Source organism: Xanthomonas sp. F14 (genome assembly GCF_014199865.1).
Window position 1 is genome coordinate 157,400 of sequence record NZ_JACHOM010000005.1, and the last position, 22,531, is coordinate 179,930.

Consider the following 22,531-nt stretch of genomic DNA (forward strand, 5'->3'; position numbering starts at 1 on the left):
TGCAAGGCAGCTGTACCGCTCAGACGCCGCGTAGCAGTAGAGGCGGGTTTGCGCCATCATTGACGATTGCGCCTCACACCCGACGCGATCGATGCGATGACTGACGACGACACTTCCTGCGACGACACCACAGCGACCCCTGTGCACGACGCCGTGGCGCCACCGCCGTTATTCGTTCTCGGTGTCGGCGCCGATGGCCTGGATGCCACCCGCCTGGCCGAGCTGCTCGACGCGGTCGCCGGGGCGCCCAATCTGGTCATCATGCTGTTGCTGCGCGATCGCCACTTGCTGGACGAGCCGCGCCTGCGCGAGTTACTCGGCCCGCAATCCAGCCTGCTGCTGGCGCCGGAGGACGGCGATGCGCTGCATCCCGGGCGCATTTACCTACCGCCCAGCCAGACCCTGGTGACCCTGGAAGAAGGCCGGCTGCGGCTGCGCCCGTTGGAGGAAGCCAGCGATCACGGCTTGATCGACAGTTTCTTCGTTTCGATGGCGCACGACCAGGACGGCAACGTGATCGGCCTGATCATGGGCCGCTTCGATGGCGACGGCACCCTGGGCACCGCCGCGATCAAGGAATGTGGCGGTCTGGCGCTGGCGGTGGACGACCCGTCGTTACATGGCATGGATCTGCGCAGTGCCGGCAACCCGGCCGCCATCAGCGACGACATCCTGCCGCTGCCGCGCGTGGCCGCACGCATCGCCGCGCATATGCAACGCCACCATCGCTTCGGTCATCCGGCACCGGTGGGCGTGCGCAACGGCAGCGAGAACGATCAGCTCAGCCAGGTCGCCAGCATCCTGCGCAATGCCACCGGCCATGATTTCCACGGCTACAAGCGCGCCACGTTCCTGCGCCGCGTGCAGCGACGCATGCAGGTGGTGCAGGTGGACACGCTGGAACAGTATCTGGAGCAGCTGCGCAGCCGCTTCGACGAACCGCTGCTGCTGTTCAACGATCTGCTGATCGGCGTCACCCAGTTCTTCCGCGACCGCCGCGAGTTCGAGTTTCTGGAACAGCAGGTGATTCCGCGCCTGTTCCAGGGCAAGCAGCCGGGCGATCACCTGCGGGTGTGGGTGCTGGGTTGCTCCACCGGCGAAGAGGCCTATTCGTTGGCGATGCTGTTGCGCGAGCATGCGCAGACGCTGGACGTGGCGCCGCGCATCCAGATCTTCGCCAGCGACATCGACGGGCGGGCGTTGGCCATCGCACGGGTGGGGCGTTATTCGTCCAGCATCGTCGCCGACGTGGGGCCGGAGCGCCTGCAGCGCTGGTTCGTCAAGGAGGGCGATACCTATGTGGTGAGCAAGCAGCTGCGCGAGCTGTGCGTGTTCTCGCAGCACAGCATCGTCAAGGACCCGCCGTTCTCGCGGCTGGATCTGGTGTCGTGCCGCAATCTGCTGATCTACCTGGACGCCGAGCTGCAGAACCGGGTGATCCCGGTGTTTCACTTCGCCCTCAAGCCCGGCGGCTATCTGTTCCTGGGCAACGCCGAAAACGTCTCGCGGCATGCCAAGTTGTTCGCACCGGTGGAGCGCAGCTTCCGCGTGTTCCAGAAGATCGATGCCGACAGCCGCATGCATGCGACCTTCCCGTCGTCTTCGCTCGGACTGGATGGCCATGCACCGGCGGCCAACCGCCAGCAGCACAGTGTCAGCAATGCACTGGTGCGCGCCGGCGAGCGCATCGCCGATCGCTATGCCCCGGCCTATGCGGTGCTGGACGAGCATTTCGACGTGCTGCATTTCTCTTCCCAGGCCGGGCGTTTCATTCGTCCCGGCGGCGGCGCACCCAGCCTCAACCTGCTCAACCTGGTTCACCGCGACCTGCGGCTGGAGTTGCGCAGCGCGCTCAGCCGTGCCGAAGCGGACATGACGCCGGTGCAGGCCAGGGGTATCCAGATGCACGAGGACGCGGCGACCCTGGCGGTGGACCTGTTCGTGGAGCCGACCTCCGATTCGGACGTGCCGCGCGGCTATGTGGTGTTGTTCCAGGAAGTGGAAGCGCGTGAACTGGCCGAGCTGGCGCCGCCGAGAGATACCGTGTCCGACAATGCGCACGTGCAGGCGCTGGAGAACGAGCTGCGCATGACCCGCGAGCGTCTGCAGTCGATGATCGAGGAGCTGGAAAGCACCAACGAGGAGCTCAAGTCCTCCAACGAGGAGTACCAGTCGCTCAACGAAGAACTGCAGAGCGCCAACGAAGAGCTGGAAACCTCCAAGGAAGAGCTGCAGTCGGTCAACGAGGAGGTCACCACGGTCAACGGCGAGCTGGCCCACCGCGTGCAGGAACTCGCGCATGCCAACAGCGACCTGAAGAACCTGCTGGAAAGCACCCAGATCGCCACCGTGTTCCTGGACAACGAGCTGCGCGTCACCAACTTCACTCCCGCGGTCACCGACATCCTGCCGCTGGTGGAAAGCGACATCCACCGGCCGATCAGCAACATCAAGCTGCACGTGGCCTACGACGAGCTGCAGGACGATGTGCGCCGGGTGATCCGCACGCTGGCGGTGCTGGACCGCGAGGTGGAAAACCCCGCCACGCGCGCGCGCTACATGGTGCGCGTACTGCCGTACCGCACCGTCAATAATTTCATCGGCGGTGCGGTGTTGACCTTCATGGACGTCACCCCGCTGACACGCGCCGAGCGCGCGTTGCGCAGCAGCGAGCAGCGCCTGCGCACCTTGATGGAAGGCATTCCGCAACTGGTGTGGCGCTCGCTCGATGGCGGCCGCTGGACCTGGTCCAGCCCGCAATGGTCCAGCTACACCGGCCAGCGCGATGGCGAGAGCCTGGAACTGGGCTGGCTGCAGGTGGTGCATCCGGACGAGCGCGAGCTGACCCTGAACGCCTGGCACGACAGTGCGCGTACCGGCGGGCTGGATGTGGAACACCGCCTGTTCAACGCAGCCGAAGACGGCTACCGCTGGTTCCATACGCGCAGCGCGCCGGTGCTGGACGAGCGCGGCCAGGTGCTGGAATGGCTGGGAACCTCGACCGAATCGGACAATTTGCGCCGCCTGCAGGACGAACAGCGCGTGCTGGTCAGCGAATTGCAGCACCGCACCCGCAACCTGATCACCGTGGTGCAGTCGGTCGCCAAGCAGACCGTCCAGACCAGCCACAGCATGCCGGAATTCGCCGGCAGGTTCGACGACCGGCTCTCTGCGTTGTCGCGTGTGCAAGGACTGTTGTCGCAGTCGGACAACGAGCCCACCACCATCGGTGCGCTGCTGCGCATGGAGCTGGATGCGCTCGGCGCCGAGCCCGACCAACAGCGCATCGTGGTGGAAGGCCCGGATGTGGCGCTGCGCAAGTCCACGGTGCAGACGCTGGCGCTGGCGCTGCACGAACTGGCAACCAATGCGCTCAAGTACGGGGCGCTGGCGGTGGAGACCGGCACGCTGTCGGTGCGCTGGGACGTGGTGTCCACCAACGACGCCTCCGCGCGTCTGGTGCTGTCGTGGATCGAGGAAGGTGCCAGCCAGCAGCGGCGCGACGACCGCGACCAGGCGGGCGGATTCGGCCGCCGTCTGATCGAAAAGGCGCTGCCGTACAGCCATGGCGCACAGACGCGTTACGAGCTCAGCGATACACGCCTGGAATGCGAGATCCAGTTGCCGTTGACCTCGCTGCACGAGCGCTAGAGACCTGCACGCGCGCGTGCAGTCCGTGCGCACTCCGGCAGGCGCGGCCATGCCGATGTGCAAAATGCTGCGCATCCCGACGCGCCCCTCACGGAAATTCCTGCGCGTGCGTGCACATGTTGCGACGGATTCGCACCTCGCAACGATGCCGATGCCACGGCCATCATGCAGGACCATTGCGGTGCATCAGTGCGCGGCATCCCTAAAACTTGGCGCGTATTGTGCGTAGCTCCCGCTGTCATCCAGATGCACAGTGGAGTAAACATGATTACGCGCATTCTTCAGTTGTCGGGCCGCGTTGCGAGCAATGCCTGGGTCGAGATCGGTGTGGGTGCCGATGCCGACATCCTGGTTGCCGACCGCGGCGGCAAGCGCGAAGAGCGTGCAACCTTCGGTCGACGCGCTCCGGGACAGCAGCGCTCGATCAATACCCAGGAGCCGGAGTGGCTGGGGCGCGTGGACCTCGCCATCTGGGAAACCCAGCGCTGCCTGATCCCGCTGTGTGGCTTTGTCTGCGCCGCATCGGCTGATGGTGCCACGTCGGCGACCTGGCTGAGTCAGGATGGCGGCGCGTTGTATGCCGCGGGCCTGCGCAATGTCATGGACATTGGCGGCCGCCTGCAGATGGGGTTCTCGCTGCTGGTCGCTTCCTCGACCAGCCTGCCGACACAGCGCCCACTATGCGTCGCAGGCGATGCCACGCACTGGTTGCAAGTCAGTGGCGAGGAGGCGATGCGTCATTTGATGCCGTGGCGGCTTGAGCGTTGCACCACGGCAGCAGGCGTGCGGCCGGAGTGGGCCAGCGAAGCGCATGCCACGCACACCGCGCCGGTATGAGCGGCGCGGGCACGCGCTGATACCAGGAGGCCTGTCGGGGCCTCTTTTCTTTTCAGTCGTTCGGTAACACCTTGCGCACGCGTCGGCGTCTTGTATCGAGCCACATCCGTGCTGCATGGTCGTCGCAGGTGATACGCCGACGTCGCCGCGATGCCGACCGGCGCCATCTCGCCGGCCATCCGCCGCAGTTGCGTGCATCAAAAAGCCCGGGTCGCGAACGACCCGGGCCAGTCTCAGCAACTGCTAGCGCTGAAGATCAGCGTTGGATGTCGCCGGTGGTGGAGCCGGCACCCGGGCCTGCGCCCAGGTCCGCACCGGTCACCCGATCCAGTTCTGGATTGGACAGCAGGCGCAGCGACATCGCGTCCAGCGCTTCGGTCTGGGTCGCATCCAGCGCAACCGTGGCCGAACCATCGCCACCGTCGACTGCGGACTGCAGCTCACGGTCTGCCACCACATCCCACTGCTCGCCGGCATTCCACGGGCCGACCGTATCGCCTTCGCCCTGCGACATGTTGTAGTAGATGTCGGTGAAGCGCGGGTCGCCCGGCAGCTTGCCCGGCGGGAAGTTCGGCTCGATCGAATACAGCGCCTTCTCGAACGACTTCTGGTGCGCCACCTCGCGCGTCATCAAAAAGCGCAGCGCATCCACGATGCCCGGATCATCGGTGACGGTAATCAAGCGCTCATAGACCAGCTTGGCGCGTGCTTCTGCAGCGATGTTGGAGCGCATGTCCGAGGTCGGGCAGCCGATCGAATCGACATAGGCCGAGGTCCACGGCACGCCACTGGAGTTGACCAGGGCCGGGCCACCGCCGTACAGGATCTGCTGGGTGTGGCTGGTGCTGTTCTGGGTCATGGAGCGCATCTCCATGGCCTCTTCCATGCCCTCGGACAGCACGGCCTTGGGGCCCTTGTTGAGCATGGCGATGATCGAGCCGATGATTTCCAGGTGGCTCAGTTCTTCGGTAGCGATATCGAACAACAGATCCTTGCGGCCCGGATCGTCTTCGCCCAATGCCTGGGTGAAGTACTGCATTGCTGCAGCAAGCTCGCCTTGCGGTCCGCCGAACTGCTCGAGCATCAAGGTGGCCAGATCCGGATTGGGTTCGGCCACGCGAACGGTGTACATCAGACGCTTGTTATGCATAAACATTGATGGTATTTCCTGGCTGGCGCCCGACGACGACTGCAACGCGGCATGCGCGCAGAAACCTGAGGCTGGCTATGGGTGGGGGTTGCCCGCGGGATGCGGACAAACGCAGGCGGCAGCGCCGCCCGCGCGATGCATCAGGCCGCTTTGCTGGCCTTGGATGCCTTTTGATTACCGCCTTGCTCGGCGAGCAGGGTCAGCTTTTCATCGGTGGCCTTTTCTTCTTCCAGCGTCGACAGCAGCAGGCTGACCGCATCGGTATAGCCCAGCTGCTTCGCAATCGCAGCGATGGTGCCGTACGAGGCGATCTCGTAATGCTCTACCTTCTGCGCGCCGCCGATCAGTGCCGCATCGCGTACCGGACCTTCTTCGATCTCGTCGATCACCTCGCGGCTTTCCTCGACCAGGCCTTCCATCGCGGCACACTTGATGCGCTTGAGCTTGATGCCGAGCAGTTCGACGATCTGGTCGATGCGTTCGATCTGGCCCTGGGTTTCTTCCAGGTGCAGCTTGAACGCTTCCACCAGCTTGGGTTCAGTGGCCGCACGCGCCAGGCGCGGCAGCGATTTGGTCAACTGCTTTTCTGCGCTGTAGATGTCCGACAGCTCGTGGACGAAAAGCTCTTCAATTGTCTTGATCGCCATGGGCGGCTCCTTTGGATGGATAGGTAGATAAACGATGCGGTGCAGCGTGTGTGCGTCTTGCCTGCGCTTGCGTGCGGACCAGCTGCATCGTCACTGCGGCATCGCAGTGCCTGGCGTGGCGCCAAGCCCGCAATGCAGCGTTGTTGTCGTGCTTGCTCACGCTGTCTCGCATGGTGGCTACGCTAATCGTCGGCGTGTTAGCGCGATCGGTGGATGCGGTGACGCCAAGGCGATAACGACCTGTGCCGTGAGCAGCGCGGTGATGATGCGCAGGTAATCGATTCGCCAGCGCCGAGCCGCGGCAACCGCACTGCAACCGACCGAAATTGATGCCGGCTTCTCGAGATGCATGCGCAACGCGTATGACCGCGGCCGTGCGTGCGGCACCGGTGCGCCTGTGCCGATGTCGATGCCATTGCGCGGATGTCGATGCGCACGCGCAGCGATTGCACCGGCACCGTGCGGCATGCACTGCCGGGAATGCACGCCGTTGCAGACCGATGCGCTACAACCGATGGCTGGTCCTTGCCCCTGGAGCTGCCATGACGCCGTTGGACAAACCGTTACGCCGCGAGCTGCAGATCGGCGAGCAGGTCTATACCCTGGTCATCGACCCGCAGGGCTTGAAGCTGGTCGAAAAAGGCCGACGCAAAGGCGTGGCCTTGCGGTGGGACGAACTGGTCAGCGGCGATGCCGCCCTGGCCCGCGCGCTGCAGGCCTCGCTTGGCGAGTCCTGAGCGCAACGCGCGGGAAAACCGATTCAGCGCGCAGGAAACAATCGTGCCAGCTCGCGGACCGCTGCTGCGGACGCGGCGTGATCCGGCGTGGCATCGGGGTTGTTGAAATCGTGGGCACCTTGCGACTGCACCAGCAAGCCATCGCGACGCGGCACCACATTGAGATTGTGGCCGCGCCAGACCAACCCGTAGGTCACTTCCGGTTGCGGAATCAGGCGTGCGGTCTGCCCACGTACCGGGATGACGCTGTCGTCGCCAAGCAATGCGCGCGCGCCATATCCGGTGGCATTGACCAGGATCTTCTCGCGCAGCTGGCCGAACTGGCGCGGATGCTCGAAGTTGCGCGTGTACAGCTCGCCGCCGGCCCGCAGAAAGTCGTCCATCAGCAGGCGCGCGTAGGCGCTGAGGTTGAAGGTCAGCTGGCTGTAGCGGCGCACGAACGGCACCGGAAACGGATGACTGCCGGGCGCAACCGGTTGCGAGCGTGGGCCGAGATCGTCGAGCAGGTCGCGCTCCAGTGGCGGGTAGTCCGGCTCGTGCGCTTCGGCCGACGCGCTCGGTTGATCGAACGGCACATCCGACAACGCATAGCCATCGCGCCATTCGATCGGCTCGCCCGGCAGGCCCAGCAGGGTCTGGTAGCGGCGAAACGAAATGCGCGCCATCTCTTCCCAGCGGGTCCTGAAATCGGCGCTGGCGTGCTCGCTGGTGCACACGCGCGAGTCCGGCGACCACACGCCGGTGGCGTAGAACGAGCGCACGTCCGGCAGGCGCTCGCGCGCATAGATGCGCACGCGCAGGCCCGCACGTTGCGCCACCAGCGCGGTGGTCAGCCCGATCGCGCCGCAGCCGATCACCGCCAGCTCGCGCGCATCCGCACCGGCGGCCTGCACCAGCCGCAGCGCATGCTCGGCCGCGCCCCACGACAGCGACCACCCGCTGCCGCCATGTCCATAGTTGTGCACCACCGTCTTGCGGCCGATGCGCTCGGCCTCGATCCGCGGCCCCTGCGCACGGAACGGGCGGGTGCAGCCGTTGATCGCAATGATGCGATCGACCGCCGCGCGGATCGGCGCCAGCGGCGGCGCTGCGGCGAACTGGTCGGGCGAGGCGCCCGGCGACGTGGCGGGTAGCGGCGAGGACGGCGCAGCGGCCGCCTTGCCGGTCGTGGCCCAGCTTCCGGTGGAAGCGGCCGCGAGCGCGAGGCCGGCGCTGTGCAGGAAATGACGACGGTGCATGCGGCTCCTGAGCGATGTAGAGAAGGTGATTGGGATAACGGCGCCCGCGCGGCCGGCCACGCGTAGCGCGCGGTGCAGTACCGGTAAACGCCAGGCCCTGCGCTGCGCGCCAGCGACCTGCACCCCGCAGCATCGTCGGTCGCGCACGCCGAGCATACCGCGCGCATCTGTGCCTGCCACCGTCGACCAGGCCGGTTTCGCACCGCGATCCGGGCAGTTGAAGCCGCGCCAGCGGCCATTCGTCGCCCGGGGGCGTTCGCCCGATCGCTTGCCGGCTATGCTCGCCGCGTCCCAACCCAACGAGCTCCCACCCGTGTCTGCCAGCGTCTTCCTGATCGTGCGTATCGTGTTCGCCTGGGCTGCCGCGTTGCTGGTGGCCGCGACCATGTGGGCGCAGCTGTTCGGCTCCACCGGCGCGTTCTTCGGGCTGATCTGCGTGGTGCTGCTGACGCTTGCCCTGATGAGTGCGATCACGCATGTGCGCCGGGTGCGCCTGATCGCCGGGCGGCTGGATCACGACACCTTGTCGACCCGCCAGCGCCGCCAGATCGAGGTGCCGCTGGACGTGCAGGCCAGCTTTGCCGTGGTCGAAGAGGCCGTGCGCGCGTTGCCGCGCGTGCAGGACATCGAATGCGCGCCCGGCAGCCTGCTGATCCGCGCCAAGGTGCGCCGCATCGACCCTTACGAAGGACGTCAGCCCTCGCGCTGGAACCTGTTCGCGCGTTTTGCGATCAAGCGCAACCAGGTGCTGGTGACGATCACGCCGGGGCAGGGCACCAGCAGCGTCACGGTGTTGTGCGAACCCGACGCCGGTGCCTGGGTGGATCTGTTCGCGGTGGACGAAGGCAGCAATTACGAGAATGCCGAGGCGATCAATCGCGCGGTGGTGCGCCGGGTCGGCGAGCAACGTCGCGACGAGCAGGCCGCGGCCGAGCAATCGGTGATGGAAAAGGAACTGGCGGTGGCCCGCCTGAACCTGCTGCATGCGCAGGTCGAGCCGCACTTTCTCTACAACACGCTGGCCAGCGCACAGGTGCTGGCACGCACCGACCCGCCGCGCGCGGAGATCATGATCGGGCACCTGATCCAGTACCTGCGCAGCTCGCTGCCCAGCGCCGACGGGGCCATCTCCACCCTGGGCGAGGAACTCGAACGCACCCAGGCCTATCTGGAAATCCTGCGCATCCGCATGGGCACGCGGCTGGTCCTGCAGGTGGAGGTGCCGTACGAGCTGCGCGCGCTGCAACTGCCGTCGATGATGCTGCAAACCCTGGTGGAGAACGCGATCAAGCACGGGCTGGAACCCAAGCCCGGCGGCGGCACGATATGGATCCTTGCGCGTCGCGTCGACGACCACGCCACGCTGACCGTGGCCGACGATGGCCAGGGCTTCGGCACCCACACCCAAGGCACCGGCATCGGCCTGAAGAACCTGCGCGAGCGGCTACAGTTGATCTACGCCGGCAAGGCCAGCTTTGCCATCGTGTCCAATTTCCCCAGCGGTGTGGCCGCCACCATCAGCCTGCCGCTGCCGGCGCAGATGACCGCCACACGCATGCCGCCGCCCTTGCCCGGCGCGCACAGCTCCACCGCGCAGGTGCAGGCATGAGCGCGCTGCGTGCGGTGATCGCCGAAGACGAAGCGTTGCTGCGGCAATCCCTGCTCGCGCTGCTGGCCGAGGTGTGCCCGCAGCTGCAGGTGGTGGGCGAATGCGAAGACGGTGCCAGCGCGCTGGAGACCATCGCCACCCAGCAGCCCGATGTGGTGTTCCTGGATATCCGCATGCCCGGGCTCACCGGCATCGAGGTGGCGGGTGCGCTGCGCGAGGTCAGCCCGCGTACCCAGGTGGTGTTCGTCACAGCCTACGACCAGTACGCCATCGATGCGTTCGAACACGGCGCGGTGGACTACCTGCTCAAGCCGATCAGCCGCGAGCGCCTGCAGGCCACCTGGCAGCGCGTGCAGCAGCGCGCCGCCGCCGGTCAGCCGGATGGCCAATTGCTGGAGACCTTGCTGAAGCGCCTGTCAGCACGCCCTGCTGCCCCCAGCGCCGCGCCGCCACTGGCCTGGCTCACCGCCAGCAGCGGCCGCGAGACGCGCCTGATCGCGCTGGACGAGGTGGCGTATTTCCAGGCCGACCAGAAATACACCACGGTGATGACCGCCGCCGGCGAGGCGATCCTGCGCACGCCGCTGCGCGAGTTGCTCGACGTGCTGGACCCGCAGGTGTTCAAGCAGATCCACCGCTCCACCATCGTCAACATGAAGGCGGTCGCCTCGGTGGTGCGCGAGGACACCGGCAAGGGCCGGCTGGCGCTGCGCGGGCGCAGCGAAACGCTCACCGTCAGCCAGCCCTTCATGAGCCTGTTCCGCGGCATGTAATTCCCCCGATCGCATCGACTGAAAGGATTGCTGATATGCGCCTGATCGCCTCCCTCGTGTATTGCCTGCTTGCCTTGGCCGGTTGTCACGACCGCAACGGCACCACCTCCATCACCCGCGCCACCAGCAATGGCCAGGACGTGATCTTCAGCAAGACCCTGGCCACCGCCACCGACCTCAATGTGCACTGCCTGGCCAGCAGCAGCGGTCGCTGCCATTACCTGGTGTACGAGGAACACTGCGCCGCGCCTGCCGCAAGCAACACGACGGGTACACCAGCCTGCGCACGCAGGACGCTGGACAGCTTTGCGCTGACACCCGGGCAGGTGCGCGAACTGCGTGGCATTCCGCGTCAGGCGCACACCTGTGTGGATACCAGCGCGCCCAGCGCCGACTGCCATGGCTGAGCGGGCGTTGCCGGCCTGGCTTGGCCGAAAGCCCTTTCGGCTATGTCGCAAGCCATGCAACCGGACGCAAGCCTGAATACGCACTGACGATCAGCGGCCGCTTCTGCGATGATTGCCGGCTTGTTGCCGGTTCACGGCGTCCTCACTGCCAGGCTTCTCATGTCCGAACAATCGCTACGCCGCGACGTTGGCCCCTTCGCCCTCATGCTCACCGGCCTGGGCTCGATCATCGGTTCCGGCTGGCTGTTCGGTGCCTGGCGCGCCGCCGGCCTGGCCGGCCCCGGTGCGATCTGGGCCTGGATTCTGGGTGCAGCGATCATCACCACCATCGCGCTGTCCTACGCGGAACTGGGCGCGATGTTCCCCGAGTCCGGCGGCATGGTGCGCTACAGCCATTACTCGCACGGCTCACTGGTGGGCTTCATCGCCGGCTGGGCCAACTGGATCGCGATCGTGTCGGTGATCCCGGTCGAGGCCGAGGCCTCGGTGCAGTACATGGCCTCCTGGCCATGGGCCTGGGCGCAGGGCCTGTATGTGCAGGCACCCGGCGGGGCGGGGGAGTTGTCGGTGCCCGGCCTGCTGATCTCGGCGGTGCTGGTGCTGGTGTATTTCTTCCTCAATTTCTGGAGCGTCAAGCTGTTCGCGCGCTCCAATACGCTGATCACCGTGTTCAAGCTGGTGGTGCCGGCGGCGACCGGCGTGGCCTTGATCGCCAGCGGCTTCCACAGCGAGAACTTCAGCGTCGGCATCCACGGCGATGCGCACGTGATCGACCTGGCCGCGGTGCTGACCGCGGTGGCTACCGCCGGCATCGTCTTCAGCTTCAACGGCTTCCAGAGCCCGGTGAACCTGGCCGGTGAAGCGCGCAACCCGGGCCGCAGCATTCCGTTCGCGGTGCTGGGCTCGATTGCGCTGGCCACGGTGGTCTACGTGATCCTGCAGGTGGCCTACATCGGCGCGGTGCCGCCGGACCTGCTGGCCAAGGCCGGCTGGCACGGCATCGATTTCCGCTCCCCGTTCGCCGAGCTGGCCATCATCGTCAACCTGCATTGGCTGGCCATGCTGCTGTACATCGATGCGTTCGTCAGCCCCAGCGGTACCGGCATCACCTATACCGCCACCACCGCGCGCATGGTCTACGGCATGGAAAAGAACGGCACCATGCCGTCGGTGCTGGGCAAGCTGCACCCGGTCTGGGGCGTGCCGCGCATGGCGATGTTCTTCAACCTGGCGGTGTCGTTCGTGTTCCTGTTCTTCTTCCGCGGCTGGGGCACGCTGGCGGCGGTGATCTCGGTGGCGACCATCATTTCCTACCTCACCGGCCCGATCAGCGCGATGGCGCTGCGCCGGCACGCGCCGGAGCTGCATCGCCCGCTGCGCATCGCCGCGCTGCCGGTGCTGGCCGGCGTGGCCTTCGTGATGGCGACCGAGCTGCTGTACTGGGCGCGCTGGCCGCTGACCGGCGAGATCATCCTGCTGATGGTCGTGGCGCTACCGGTGTACTGCTACTACCAGGCCAAGCAGGGCTGGCCGGACCTTGGCCGCAACCTCAAGGGCGCGGCCTGGATGATCTGCTATCTGCCGACGATCGCGCTGCTGTCCTGGGCCGGCAGCAGCGACTTCGGCGGCCATGGCTATCTCAGCTACGGCACCGATCTTGCGGTAGTGGCTGCAGTCGGCGCGGTGTTCTACATCTGGGGTGTGCGCAGCGGTTGGCGCACCCCGTCGGTGGAGAAGGCCGTCGCGCAGGCGTGAGCGCCTGATCGCTGATTGCTGCTGAAACAAGGCGTCTGTCTCCGGACGCCGCAAACAGGAACGGCCGGTGCACTGCACCGGCCGTTTTTTGTTGGTCGTCACGCACGCGATGGAGTGCAGCGACCGGCGCCGCCTGGCAGCGCACGCCGTGTTGCGATCGGACGTCGGGCAGATCAATCAGAACGTTTCGTCAGGCGCGCGGCCTTGCCGATGCCTTGCGGCAATCACCGCATCCATCGCCACACCGCTACGCCAGCGTCCCCGCCGCCGCGCTGTGGGGAGCGGTATTGGTCACCAGCCGCGGCGCACCATCGAAGCGGTCCAGATCACGCAGCAATTCGGTGTAGCGACGCAGCCGCCCCATCTCGCGCATGTTGACGATGTCCTCGTGGCGCAGCTCGCGCTTGGAACTGACCTCCTGCTTGTAGCGCAGCACTTCTGGATAGCGGCGGGTCATGTCCAGCGCATCGGCCACGCATTCGACCGAGTCGGCATCCGGGGTGACCCGTGCACGGCTGTTGAAGGCGCGCAGCCAGCGTTCGAAACCGGCGCTGTGGTCGAACAGATCGGCGATGTACCACATGACGAACAGGATCGACGCCCACGAAGTAAAGATGATCACCACGCGGCTGAAGGTCAGGTGGTAGTCGTTCTGCCAGAGCTGGTGGGTGATCACGCCCAGCAGTACCAGCGAGATCGCCTGCCAGCCGATGATCGAGGCGATCACCCACTGTTTCTTGGCCACCTTGAGCAGATTGAGCTCCTGGTCGAGCTGTTCGTCGGTCTTTTCGCGCCAGTGCGCGACCTGCTCGTCGAAGGAGAGCCGATGGAGTGCGTTGTCCTGCAATAGCAGGCCCAAACCCTGGAACAAAGCGATCATGACAAGCTCCTGACGGATGGCTGGTACGAACGACTTGCTGCACCCGGCAACGCGCCGGTGCCCTGGAGCGACCGGGCAGCGGCTGGCAGTGATGCTGGCCGGTACACGGACGGCCCTAGTTCTAGCACTTTCGCCGTGCTTGGCAATGCCTGCTGCGCGCCGAAGGCCAGCCAATCCTGCGTACCGGCGCACAAATCGCGGTATTCAGGCGATTTGCAGCGTTTGCCGGGCGATCGCAGCTGCGGTGCGCCGTGATTCTTGTTGCACTGCACACTCCCACCTGCGTGATTGCATCCGCAGCGGTTGCGACCGGCGCGACCCAGTCCGGCGTACAGATCGCGTGAGCGCCGCGCAAGCATGCATGCCGCGCAAGGTCCCACGGGCGGGCAAGCACCCGCCGAGAATGTCGGCACGCATGGAGACGAGCAGCGCACACGCCGCCGCCTTTCACCAATCCCGAATCCCCAATCCCCAATCCCCAATCCCCAATCCCAGCCCCTCAGCACCACGACGCGGTCTTGCAACCGCCTAGGTATCCTTGCGCGCATGTCAGCCGTCCTGCGTACCCTCACTGCTCCCGCCGCCAGGCAGATCCATCGCTGGGTGCTGGGCGCGTTTCCGCGTGGCCAGAGCACCATCGATTACGACCAGCCACTCGGGGATCCCGGCATCTTCGGGCCCGACAGCGTCACCTGGCGCGTGCATTCCGAATTCCCCGGCATGTTGTCCGGCGGACTGTGCGCATTGATGCTGCAGCTGCTGCACCCACGCGCGCTGGCCGGGGTCTACGACCATTCCAACTTCCGCGCCGACCTGATCGGGCGGTTGCGGCGCACCACCAACTTCGTCGCCGGCACCACCTATGCCCCGCGCGCCGAGGCCGAGCAACTGATCGCCCGCGTGCGCAGCATCCATTCGCATATCCACGGCCACACCGCCGACGGCGTGCCGTACGACGCCAACGACCCGCAGTTGCTGACCTGGGTGCACGTCACCGAAGCCTACGGTTTTCTGCAGGGCTGCCGACGTTATTGCCGCGACGTGCCGGCGCACATTGCCGATCGTTACTACGACGAAGCGCGCCGCGTTGCCGAAGCGCTGGGCGCCGCCGATGTGCCCGCCAGCGAAGCGCAGGTCGATGCGTATTTCGCCACCGTGCGCGGGCAGTTGCGCATGGACACGCGCTCGCGCGAGGTGCTCGACATCCTCACCAGCATCCAGTTGCCGGTGCCGGCGGCCGGTCTGTCGCGCGGGGTATTCCTCGGTGCCGGTACCGCCCTGTTGCCGGGCTGGGCCAGCGACATGCTCGGCCGCACCACCACGCAGCGTGCACAGGCACACGCGTCGGCGCGGCTGTTGCGCAGCCTGTCGCCCCTGTTCCGCACCGCGCTACGCGACGGGCTGTCCGCACGCGCCTGCCGCCGCATGCAGCTGCCGCAGACGATGTTGCTGGAGTGGCCCGGGGCGCAGTGAGTGCGGGTGCTTGCCTGGTATGCAGGGCGGTGGTGTGACGCGGGGGCTGGCTACCAGATCCGCACCCGCTGCTCGGGCGGCAGGTACAACTGCTCGCCCTGCTGCACATTGAACGCCGGATACCAGGCATCGAGGTTGCGCACGGTCTGCGCGCGGAAACGTCCGGGTGCGTGCACGTCGGTGAGCACGGCATTGCGTAGCGCCGCGTCGCGGTACTTGCCGCGCCAGGCCTGGGCAAAGCCCAGGAAAAAGCGCTGGTCCGGGCTGAAACCGTCGATGGTCTGCGGCTGCTTGCCCTGCAGCGACAGCTGATAGGCGTCGTAGGCAGTGGCCAGGCCGGCGACATCGGCGATGTTCTCGCCCAGCGTCAGCTTGCCGTTGACGCTCAGGTCGTCGAACGGCTTGTACGCGCTGAACTGCGCGGCGAGCGCATTGCCGGCGGCCTCGAATTTTTTCAGATCCTGCGGCGTCCACCAGTTGTGCAGCTCGCCATGTTCGTCGAACTGCGCGCCCATGTTGTCGAAGCTGTGGCTGATCTCGTGGCCGATCACCGCGCCGATGGCGCCGTAGTTCACCGCGTCGTCGGCGGCCGGGTCGAAGAACGGCGGCTGCAGGATCGCGGCCGGAAACAGCAGGCGGTTTTCCAGCGGTACGTTCAGCGCGTTGACCTCCTGCGGCAGCATGTACCACTCGCGGTGATCCACGGCCTTGCCCAGCTTGGCCAGATTGCGCCGGTACTCGAACAGCTCGGCGCGCTGCACATTTCCCAGCGCGTCGTCGCGGCGCACATCCAGCGCGCTGTAGTCGCGCCAGGTGTCCGGATAGCCCACCGCCACCGTCAGCCCGGAAATCTTGGCCTTGGCATGCTGCTTGGTCTGCGGGCTCATCCACTCCAGCGCGTCGATGCGTTTGCCGAAGGCGGTGACGATGTTCCTGACCATCTCCTCGGCACGCGTCTTGGTCTGGGCGCTGACGTACTTCTGCACATAGCGCTCGCCCACCGCTTCGCCCAGGGCCGCGTTGGTGGCGTCGATACCGCGCTTCCAGCGCTGCCGTTGTTGCGGTGTGCCTTCCAGCGTGGTGCCGTAGAACGCAAAGCGCTCATCGGCAAAGGCCTTGGACAGATACGGCGAGGCGCGGTCCAGGGCGCGAAAGCTCAGGTAATCCTTCCAGGTCTGCAGCGACTCGGAGCGCACCAGCGCCGACAACCCGGTCACCGCGCCGGGCTGCCAGACGATGAAGTCCTGCTGCGCCTTCAGGCCGGCCGCTTCGAAGAACGGCGCCCAGTCCAGGCCGGGCGCGTTACGCGCAAAATCGGCCTGTTTCCAGGGGTTGGCGCCGGCCTGCACGTTGTTGGTCTGTTCGGCGGTGGCGTGCACGCGCGCCATCGCGGTTTCCAGGGCCAGGATCCGCTCGGCCCTGGCCGCCGCGTCATCGATGCCGGCCAGTTCCAGCAGCTTGACGATGTGCGCGCGGTAGGCGTCGCGCATCTGCGTCATGCGCCCGTCGTCCAGATAGAAGCTACGGTCCGGCATGCCCAGGCCGCCCTGCACCAGATACGGCACGTAGCGGCCCGGGTGATGCAGATCCTGCGAGATCCACAGACCGAACAGCCGGTCGGTGTGGAAGTTGGTGGAGTTGAGCAGATCCACATCGGCGCGCAGCTGGCCGCCCAGGGTGCGCGCCAGCGCCTGCTTGTCATCCAGCTGCGCAATCGCGTCCAGTTCCGGTTGCACCGGGCGCACGCCCTTGGCCTCGATGCCGGCTTCGTCCATGTAGGCCGCGTAGTAATCGCCAATCTGCTTGTCTTCGCCGGTGACACGGTCGTTGGCGGCGGCGCCCTCGATGATGTCGCGGCTGTGCTGCTCGGTCTCGATCGCGATGCTGACGAAGCTGTTGAAGCTGGAGCGGTCGTCCGGGATCTGGGTGGTCCTGACCCAGTTGCCGCTGGCGTAGCTGAAGAAGTCGTCGCCTGGTGCCACGCTGCGGTCCATGCCTGCCGCATCGAAACCGAAATCGCCCAGCTTGGGCGTGGTGGGCGCGGGCTTGGCGTGCGCCGTCGTTGCCGGTGAAGTGCCATCCCGGTGGCACGCGGCGGTGCTCAGCAGGGCAGCCGACAGCGCAGCGATCAGGACGGGGCGGTGCAGAAGAGCCATGCGAGTGCAACTCGGAAACGAAAAACAGACATACCAGTGTAAATTGCCGCCGTCGCCACGTCCCGACGCGATGGCAGCGCGCGGCCGGCATGGCGGCCTGCGGACACGCGCGGTTCAGCGCCGGCGCTGGTACCAGAAACCCAGCGCATCGCGGGTCTGCAGCATGCCGCGCCCGCGCCATAGAAAGCGCAGCAGCAGGCTCAGGTGCTCGCGCTTGGAAAAGCTGCGCAGCTTGCGGTCGGAGGTGTGCACGGTCTGGCGCAGGATCACGAACCGCCCGCAGCGTGCCAGCGCGCGGCTCAATGCCACGTCTTCGCCGGCGTAATAACGCGTATCGAAGCCGCCGGCGCTGACGAATGCCGCGCGCGTGCAGAACAGGAAGCAGCCCGGGGCAATGCCGCTGAGACGGAACAGCCAGCCGAACGTCGCCTGCGCCATGCGTTCGAACCACGCGCGCCTGCCCTGCAGATGTACCTGCGCGCCACCGCCGACCGCGCCGGCATCCAGCGCCGCCAGCGCCGCGCCGACCACCTGCGGATTGATCAGCGTATCGGCGTCCAGAAACAGCAGGCGATCGCCCTGCGCCTGCTGCACGCCGGCATTGCGGGTGGCGGCGATATGGCGCAATTGCACCTCCAGCACCTGCGCACCGGCCGCGCGCGCGATGGCGGCGGTGTCGTCCTCGCAGGCATCGGCCACCACGATGACCTCGTAGTCCAGCTGCATGGCCTGCGCACAGGCGTGCAGGCATTGCAGCGTCTGGCCGATCAATACGGCCTCGTCATGGGCGGGGATCACGAAGGACAGCATGGCGGGACGTGGCACTCGGACGGTGGTGATGCCAAGTGTGCGAGCCATACCGGTGCGATGGCGTGAGCGCATGCAATCGCCGCACAGCTGCGACTGCGTGCACTCACGTGAGCACGCTCAGCGGCTGAGCGCGCCCATCATCGCTTCCGGATACCGCGTACCGGACGCGGCCTGCAACGGGAAGATCGCATCGATGCGTGCGAGCTCGTCCGGCATCAGCGCTACATCGAGCGCGCCGAGGTTTTCTTCCAGGTAGGCCAGCCGCTTGGTGCCCGGGATCGGCACCAGGTCCTGGCCCTGCGCCAGCACCCAGGCCAGCGCCAGCTGACCCGGCGTGATGCCCTTGTCGGCGGCGATCGCCTTGACCTGTTCCACCAGTTGCAGGTTGCGGGTGAAGTTCTCGCCCTGGAAACGCGGCGAATGGCGACGGTAATCGTCGGCCTCGAAGTCGTCCGGCGAGGCGAATGCGCCGGTCAGGAACCCGCGGCCCAGCGGCGAATACGGAACGAAGCCGATCCCGAGCTCGCGCACGGTGGCAAAGACGCCGTTGTCCTCGGGCTCGCGCGACCACAGCGAGTATTCGGTCTGCACCGCGGTGATGGGATGCACCGCATGCGCACGGCGGATGGTGGCTGCAGCGGCCTCCGACAGCCCCAGGAAGCGCACCTTGCCCTGTTCGACCAGACGCGACATTGCACCAACGGTGTCTTCGATCGGCACGTTGGGGTCCACACGGTGCTGGTAGTACAAGTCGATGTGCTCCACGCCCAGGCGGCGCAGGCTGGCTTCGCAGGCCGCCTGCACATAGTCCGGGCTGCCGTCGATGCCGCGCACCGACGGGTCGTTGGGGTCGAGCTTGATGCCGAACTTGGTGGCCAGAAACACCTCGTGCCGGCGCGCGGCAATGGCCTTGCCGACGAGGATTTCATTGGTGTGCGGGCCGTACATGTCGGCGGTGTCGAGCAGGCTGACGCCGTGGTCGAGGGCGCGATGGATCACCGCGATCGAGCCGGCCTCGTCGCTGCGATCGCCGTAGAACGCGCTCATGCCCATACAGCCGAGGCCGAGCGCAGAGACGGTGGGGCCGGAACGGCCAAGCGTGCGGGTTTGCATGGTGGAGGAAACTCCGTGCGGCGAACAAGTCAGGGGAGGATGCGGCGGCGCGCGTTAGCACGATGTGGCCCGTGCGATGACGGCGCTGTGGGCGGCTGGCGGGCTGCCGTGGCGTCCGCTGGGCGCACAGGCAAACGGTGCACAGCCAAGCAGTCGGCAGCACAGTGCAAAAAATCCGGGCGCTCGACGCGACTCCACGCAAAACCCGCGCATGGCGGCAGGCCAGGGCCCACCGCCATACGCGGGTGTTCTTACGTAGGCGCTACCACTGGCCGCTTCAGCCCTTGAGCTTGCCGGCGAATTCGGCCACGCGCTTGCCGAGCAGCTTGGCGGTTTCCAGATCGCCGCTGCGCGGCGCCTCTTCCGGCGAGGCATCGGAGGGCGAGATCGCCAGCGCGCCTGCCGAGCCGGCGGTCCAGTTGATGTCCTGCGGACCGTGCGCCTTGGTGTTGGACGGCAGCAGGCCGGTACCCACCCAGACCTGGCCGTGCTGCTGCGACAGCGTCCAGAAATACTGGATGGTGGCGTACTTGTCGCCGTTCACCGAGGCCGAGTTGGTGAAGCCGGCGGCGATCTTGTCCTTCCAGGCCTGCGCAAACCACGGCTTGGAGCTGGCGTCGGCAAACTTCTTGAACTGCCACGCCGGCCCGCCCATGTAGGTGGGGCTGCCGTAGATGATGGCGTCGGCTGCGCCGATCGCCTCCCAGGCGTCATCGGGCAGGTTGCCGTCCTGATCGATGCGGTACAGCGTGGCCTCGCCGACGCTGGCAGCGCCGGCATGCACGGCTTCGGCCAGTTTGACGGTGTGGCCGTAGCCGCTGAAGTAGATGATGGCGATCTTGCTCATGCGCAATCCTGTTGATCCGGGTGGGGGCCCGATTGTGACCACACATGCCGTGTCAGGTTAATGACCATCGACGGGACGTACTGTTGCCGGGCTCATCAGCGCCCGGGATCGCCCATGCTGTTGACCAGGTAGTCGATGAAGCTGCGCACCTTCGGGGCCAGGTGGCTGCGGCTGGTATAGACGGCAAAGATGCCGATCTCCCCCAGTGCGTACTGCGGAAGGATGCGCACCAGCCGGCCGGCGGCCAGATGCTCGTCGGCCAGGAAGTCCGGCTGCATCGCGATGCCCAGGCCGGCCACCGCCGCTGCGCTCAGCACATGCCCGTTGTTGGCGCGCAGGCTGCCGTGGATGCGCACATCGCTATCGCCATCGGGCCCATGGAAGCGCACCTCGTCGCCGTTGGGCGAGTAGTGGTACAGCAGGCATTCGTGGCCGGCCAGGTCGGACGGATGCATCGGGGTGCCGGCACGGGCCAGGTAGGCCGGCGCCGCGCACGGCACCAGGCGGACCGTGCCCAGGCGCCGGGCGATCAGCGTCGGCGCCGGCTGCCGGGTAATACGGATGGCGACATCGAAACCTTCTTCGACCATGTCCACCAGCCGGTCCGACAGCGACAGGTCCAGTTCCACCTGCGGGTAGCGCGCGCAAAAGCCCGGCAGCAGCGCGGCCAGGCGCTCGATGCCATAGCTCACCGGCGCATTGACCCGCAGCACCCCGGCCGGCTCCAGCGCCTGCGCGCCGACCGTGGCCTCCAGATCGTCCAGGTCGGCCAGCAGTTGCAGGCAGCGCTGGTAATACGCGGTGCCGGCGCTGGTCAGGCTGACCCGCCGGGTGGTGCGATTGAGCAGGCGGGTGCCCAGCCGTTGCTCGAGCGCGGCGACCTGCCTGGTCACGCTGGCGGTAGAGCGGTCCAGCGCATCGGCGGCCGCACTGAAGCCGCTGCGTTCGGCCACTGCCGCGAACACGCGCATCGCATCGAGGGTATCCATGGGTGTCCGATTGTTGCTTTGATCGCAATAAATTATCCGAACTAAAACTATTTATCAGAAATTTGTAAGCAATAGGCTGTGCAGGTCCTCACCGAAGTCCGTCCAATGTCCACCTCGCTTGCTTCCCCGCGTACCGCTGCCTACGGCGCCGCCTTGTTGCGCATCAGCCTGGGCGCGCTGTTCCTGGTCCACGGCCTGACCAAGCTGCTGGTGTTCACCCCGGCCGGCACCGTGGCCTATTTCCACTCGCTGGGCCTGCCGGGCGCGCTGGCCTATCTCACCATTGCGCTGGAACTGGGTCTGGGCCTGTCCCTGCTGCTGGGCATCTATGCGCGCTGGATCGGGTTGCTGGGCGTGCCGCTGCTGCTGGGCACCATCGTCAGCGTGCACGGCGGCAACGGCTTCGGTTTCTCCAATCCGGGCGGCGGCTGGGAATACCCGGCGCTGTGGGCGGTCTTGCTGATCGTGCAAGCCCTGCTCGGCGAAGGCGCGTGGGCGCTGAAGCCGGCGCGTTGAGGCTGCCTGTCGTTCTTCCGAGGAGTACGCCATGACCCGTTTGCCTTCCCTGTACATCTCGCACGGATCGCCGATGACTGCGCTGCAGCCAGGGCAGGTCGGCGAGCGCCTGGCCGAGCTCGCGCAGACCTTGCCGCGGCCGCGCGCGATCGTGGTGGCATCCGCGCACTGGCTGGGCCGTCGCCCGCTGGTCAGCGGCGCGGCGCGGCCGCCCACCATCCATGACTTCGGCGGCTTTCCGGCGCCGCTGTACGAGCTGGAATATCCCGCGCCCGGCGAGCCGGCGCTGGCGCAGCAGATCCTGCGCCGGCTGGAACAGGCCGGCCTGCATCCGCACCTGGATCCGCAGCGCGGCTTCGATCATGGCGTGTGGGTGCCGCTGCGCCTGCTGTATCCGGCCGCCGACATCCCGGTGGTGTCGGTGTCGATCCAGCCCGAGCTGGGCCCGGCGCACCAGTTTGCGGTCGGCCGCGCGCTGGCGCCGCTGCGCGAAGACGGGGTGCTGGTGATCGGCTCGGGCAGCATCACCCATAACCTGCACGACTTCCGCCATGGCTACAGTGCCGAGCGCGAGGTGCCGTATGTGCGGCCCTTCATCGAGTGGACCGAGCGCAAACTGGTGGAGGACGACATCGCCGCGTTGCTGGACTATCGCCGGCAGGCACCGCATGCGGCACGGGCGCATCCCACCGACGAGCACCTGTTGCCGCTGTACGTGGCGATGGGCGCCGCCGGCGCCGACCGGCTCGGCGCACAGCGCATCGATGCCGGCATCGACGCGGGGTTTCTGGCGATGGATATCTACCGGTTCGACGGCGATCCCGGTAATGATCGCGCGCTTGCGGGCCCGGTCGCCGCCTGAGTCCAGGCGACCGCAGCACGCCTGCACCGTCGCTATCGACGGGGCAGGCAGCATGTCGGCCCCGCAATCCCGAGGCACCAC

18 protein-coding genes and 1 pseudogene are annotated in these 22,531 nt (G+C 66.7%); 10 read left to right on the forward strand and 9 right to left on the reverse strand.

The genetic code is table 11. From position 1 onward, the window contains the following. Positions 1 to 96 precede the first annotated feature (96 nt). Positions 97 to 3,651: a CheR family methyltransferase gene (locus GGR73_RS17350; protein WP_184458103.1), complete on the forward strand. Its 3,555-nt coding sequence runs from the start codon at positions 97 to 99 to the stop codon at positions 3,649 to 3,651. 264 nt (positions 3,652 to 3,915) lie between these two features. Continuing rightward, complete coding sequence (locus tag GGR73_RS17355; protein WP_046344548.1) at positions 3,916 to 4,488, forward strand: hypothetical protein; 573 nt, start codon at positions 3,916 to 3,918, stop codon at positions 4,486 to 4,488. 256 nt (positions 4,489 to 4,744) lie between these two features. Here the strand turns inward: GGR73_RS17355 and GGR73_RS17360 are convergent, their stop codons facing one another. Further along, positions 4,745 to 5,644, reverse strand: coding sequence for a manganese catalase family protein (locus tag GGR73_RS17360; RefSeq protein WP_024938472.1), 900 nt, complete (start codon positions 5,642 to 5,644; stop codon positions 4,745 to 4,747). A gap of 134 nt (positions 5,645 to 5,778) precedes the next feature. Beyond that, positions 5,779 to 6,285, reverse strand: coding sequence for a YciE/YciF ferroxidase family protein (locus tag GGR73_RS17365; RefSeq protein WP_016900918.1), 507 nt, complete (start codon positions 6,283 to 6,285; stop codon positions 5,779 to 5,781). Positions 6,286 to 6,827: 542 nt separating this feature from the next. Here GGR73_RS17365 and GGR73_RS17370 point away from each other — a divergent pair. After that, complete coding sequence (locus GGR73_RS17370) at positions 6,828 to 7,022, forward strand: hypothetical protein (RefSeq protein WP_024938471.1); 195 nt, start codon at positions 6,828 to 6,830, stop codon at positions 7,020 to 7,022. 23 nt (positions 7,023 to 7,045) lie between these two features. Here the strand turns inward: GGR73_RS17370 and GGR73_RS17375 are convergent, their stop codons facing one another. Further along, entirely contained in the window at positions 7,046 to 8,260 is a 1,215-nt protein-coding gene (locus GGR73_RS17375) for an FAD-dependent oxidoreductase (RefSeq protein ID WP_184458105.1), read from the reverse strand. A gap of 313 nt (positions 8,261 to 8,573) precedes the next feature. Here GGR73_RS17375 and GGR73_RS17380 point away from each other — a divergent pair, with 313 nt between their 5' ends. The 4 genes from GGR73_RS17380 (at position 8,574) to GGR73_RS17395 (ending at position 12,804) form a co-directional block, all read left to right on the forward strand. Continuing rightward, the gene (locus tag GGR73_RS17380) at positions 8,574 to 9,869 is read left to right on the forward strand and encodes a histidine kinase (RefSeq protein WP_184458107.1); all 1,296 of its coding nucleotides are present in this window, start codon (positions 8,574 to 8,576) and stop codon (positions 9,867 to 9,869) included. Then, on the forward strand, positions 9,866 to 10,642 hold the full coding sequence (locus tag GGR73_RS17385; RefSeq protein WP_039525156.1) for a LytR/AlgR family response regulator transcription factor: 777 nt from the start codon (positions 9,866 to 9,868) through the stop codon (positions 10,640 to 10,642). The genes GGR73_RS17380 and GGR73_RS17385 overlap by 4 nt, the downstream gene beginning before the upstream one ends. A gap of 35 nt (positions 10,643 to 10,677) precedes the next feature. Continuing rightward, on the forward strand, positions 10,678 to 11,049 hold the full coding sequence (locus GGR73_RS17390; protein ID WP_065032928.1) for a hypothetical protein: 372 nt from the start codon (positions 10,678 to 10,680) through the stop codon (positions 11,047 to 11,049). A gap of 159 nt (positions 11,050 to 11,208) precedes the next feature. Further along, entirely contained in the window at positions 11,209 to 12,804 is a 1,596-nt protein-coding gene (locus GGR73_RS17395; protein WP_024940772.1) for an APC family permease, read from the forward strand. Between the two features lie 247 nt (positions 12,805 to 13,051). On the opposite strand, the pseudogene GGR73_RS17400 reads toward GGR73_RS17395, so the two are convergent. After that, positions 13,052 to 13,773, reverse strand: a pseudogene (locus GGR73_RS17400) (hypothetical protein). A 457-nt stretch (positions 13,774 to 14,230) separates the two neighbouring features. On the opposite strand from GGR73_RS17400, the gene GGR73_RS17405 reads away from it, so the two are divergent. Continuing rightward, entirely contained in the window at positions 14,231 to 15,157 is a 927-nt protein-coding gene (locus tag GGR73_RS17405; protein WP_065032927.1) for an oxygenase MpaB family protein, read from the forward strand. A gap of 50 nt (positions 15,158 to 15,207) precedes the next feature. On the opposite strand, the gene GGR73_RS17410 is transcribed toward GGR73_RS17405, so the two are convergent. From GGR73_RS17410 to GGR73_RS17430, 5 genes are all read right to left on the reverse strand, one after another. Beyond that, entirely contained in the window at positions 15,208 to 17,277 is a 2,070-nt protein-coding gene (locus GGR73_RS17410; RefSeq protein WP_080931480.1) for a M13 family metallopeptidase, read from the reverse strand. 150 nt (positions 17,278 to 17,427) lie between these two features. Beyond that, positions 17,428 to 18,123: a glycosyltransferase gene (locus GGR73_RS17415; protein WP_039510084.1), complete on the reverse strand. Its 696-nt coding sequence runs from the start codon at positions 18,121 to 18,123 to the stop codon at positions 17,428 to 17,430. 117 nt (positions 18,124 to 18,240) lie between these two features. Next, complete coding sequence (locus tag GGR73_RS17420) at positions 18,241 to 19,236, reverse strand: aldo/keto reductase (protein WP_024940767.1); 996 nt, start codon at positions 19,234 to 19,236, stop codon at positions 18,241 to 18,243. 277 nt (positions 19,237 to 19,513) lie between these two features. Further along, on the reverse strand, positions 19,514 to 20,083 hold the full coding sequence (locus tag GGR73_RS17425) for a flavodoxin family protein (protein WP_039518741.1): 570 nt from the start codon (positions 20,081 to 20,083) through the stop codon (positions 19,514 to 19,516). Positions 20,084 to 20,178: 95 nt separating this feature from the next. Next, on the reverse strand, positions 20,179 to 21,072 hold the full coding sequence (locus tag GGR73_RS17430; protein WP_184458109.1) for a LysR family transcriptional regulator: 894 nt from the start codon (positions 21,070 to 21,072) through the stop codon (positions 20,179 to 20,181). A 105-nt stretch (positions 21,073 to 21,177) separates the two neighbouring features. Between GGR73_RS17430 and GGR73_RS17435 the strand changes: the two genes are divergently transcribed. Continuing rightward, positions 21,178 to 21,588: a DoxX family protein gene (locus GGR73_RS17435; RefSeq protein ID WP_104541716.1), complete on the forward strand. Its 411-nt coding sequence runs from the start codon at positions 21,178 to 21,180 to the stop codon at positions 21,586 to 21,588. Positions 21,589 to 21,619: 31 nt separating this feature from the next. Further along, positions 21,620 to 22,450 (forward strand): DODA-type extradiol aromatic ring-opening family dioxygenase, encoded by an 831-nt coding sequence (locus GGR73_RS17440; RefSeq protein WP_184458111.1) that lies wholly within the window; start codon positions 21,620 to 21,622, stop codon positions 22,448 to 22,450. The last annotated feature ends 81 nt before the right edge of the window (positions 22,451 to 22,531 follow it).

Bases quoted from the DNA above. Each gene is read 5' to 3' on its own strand.
- GGR73_RS17350 (WP_184458103.1), top strand. From the start codon at position 97: ATGACTGACGACGACACTTCCTGCGACGACACCACAGCGACCCCTGTG.
- GGR73_RS17355 (WP_046344548.1), top strand. From the start codon at position 3,916: ATGATTACGCGCATTCTTCAGTTGTCGGGCCGCGTTGCGAGCAATGCC.
- GGR73_RS17360 (WP_024938472.1), bottom strand. From the start codon at position 5,644: ATGTTTATGCATAACAAGCGTCTGATGTACACCGTTCGCGTGGCCGAA.
- GGR73_RS17365 (WP_016900918.1), bottom strand. From the start codon at position 6,285: ATGGCGATCAAGACAATTGAAGAGCTTTTCGTCCACGAGCTGTCGGAC.
- GGR73_RS17370 (WP_024938471.1), top strand. From the start codon at position 6,828: ATGACGCCGTTGGACAAACCGTTACGCCGCGAGCTGCAGATCGGCGAG.
- GGR73_RS17375 (WP_184458105.1), bottom strand. From the start codon at position 8,260: ATGCACCGTCGTCATTTCCTGCACAGCGCCGGCCTCGCGCTCGCGGCC.
- GGR73_RS17385 (WP_039525156.1), top strand. From the start codon at position 9,866: ATGAGCGCGCTGCGTGCGGTGATCGCCGAAGACGAAGCGTTGCTGCGG.
- GGR73_RS17390 (WP_065032928.1), top strand. From the start codon at position 10,678: ATGCGCCTGATCGCCTCCCTCGTGTATTGCCTGCTTGCCTTGGCCGGT.
- GGR73_RS17395 (WP_024940772.1), top strand. From the start codon at position 11,209: ATGTCCGAACAATCGCTACGCCGCGACGTTGGCCCCTTCGCCCTCATG.
- GGR73_RS17405 (WP_065032927.1), top strand. From the start codon at position 14,231: ATGTCAGCCGTCCTGCGTACCCTCACTGCTCCCGCCGCCAGGCAGATC.
- GGR73_RS17415 (WP_039510084.1), bottom strand. From the start codon at position 18,123: ATGCTGTCCTTCGTGATCCCCGCCCATGACGAGGCCGTATTGATCGGC.
- GGR73_RS17420 (WP_024940767.1), bottom strand. From the start codon at position 19,236: ATGCAAACCCGCACGCTTGGCCGTTCCGGCCCCACCGTCTCTGCGCTC.
- GGR73_RS17425 (WP_039518741.1), bottom strand. From the start codon at position 20,083: ATGAGCAAGATCGCCATCATCTACTTCAGCGGCTACGGCCACACCGTC.
- GGR73_RS17430 (WP_184458109.1), bottom strand. From the start codon at position 21,072: ATGGATACCCTCGATGCGATGCGCGTGTTCGCGGCAGTGGCCGAACGC.
- GGR73_RS17435 (WP_104541716.1), top strand. From the start codon at position 21,178: ATGTCCACCTCGCTTGCTTCCCCGCGTACCGCTGCCTACGGCGCCGCC.
- GGR73_RS17440 (WP_184458111.1), top strand. From the start codon at position 21,620: ATGACCCGTTTGCCTTCCCTGTACATCTCGCACGGATCGCCGATGACT.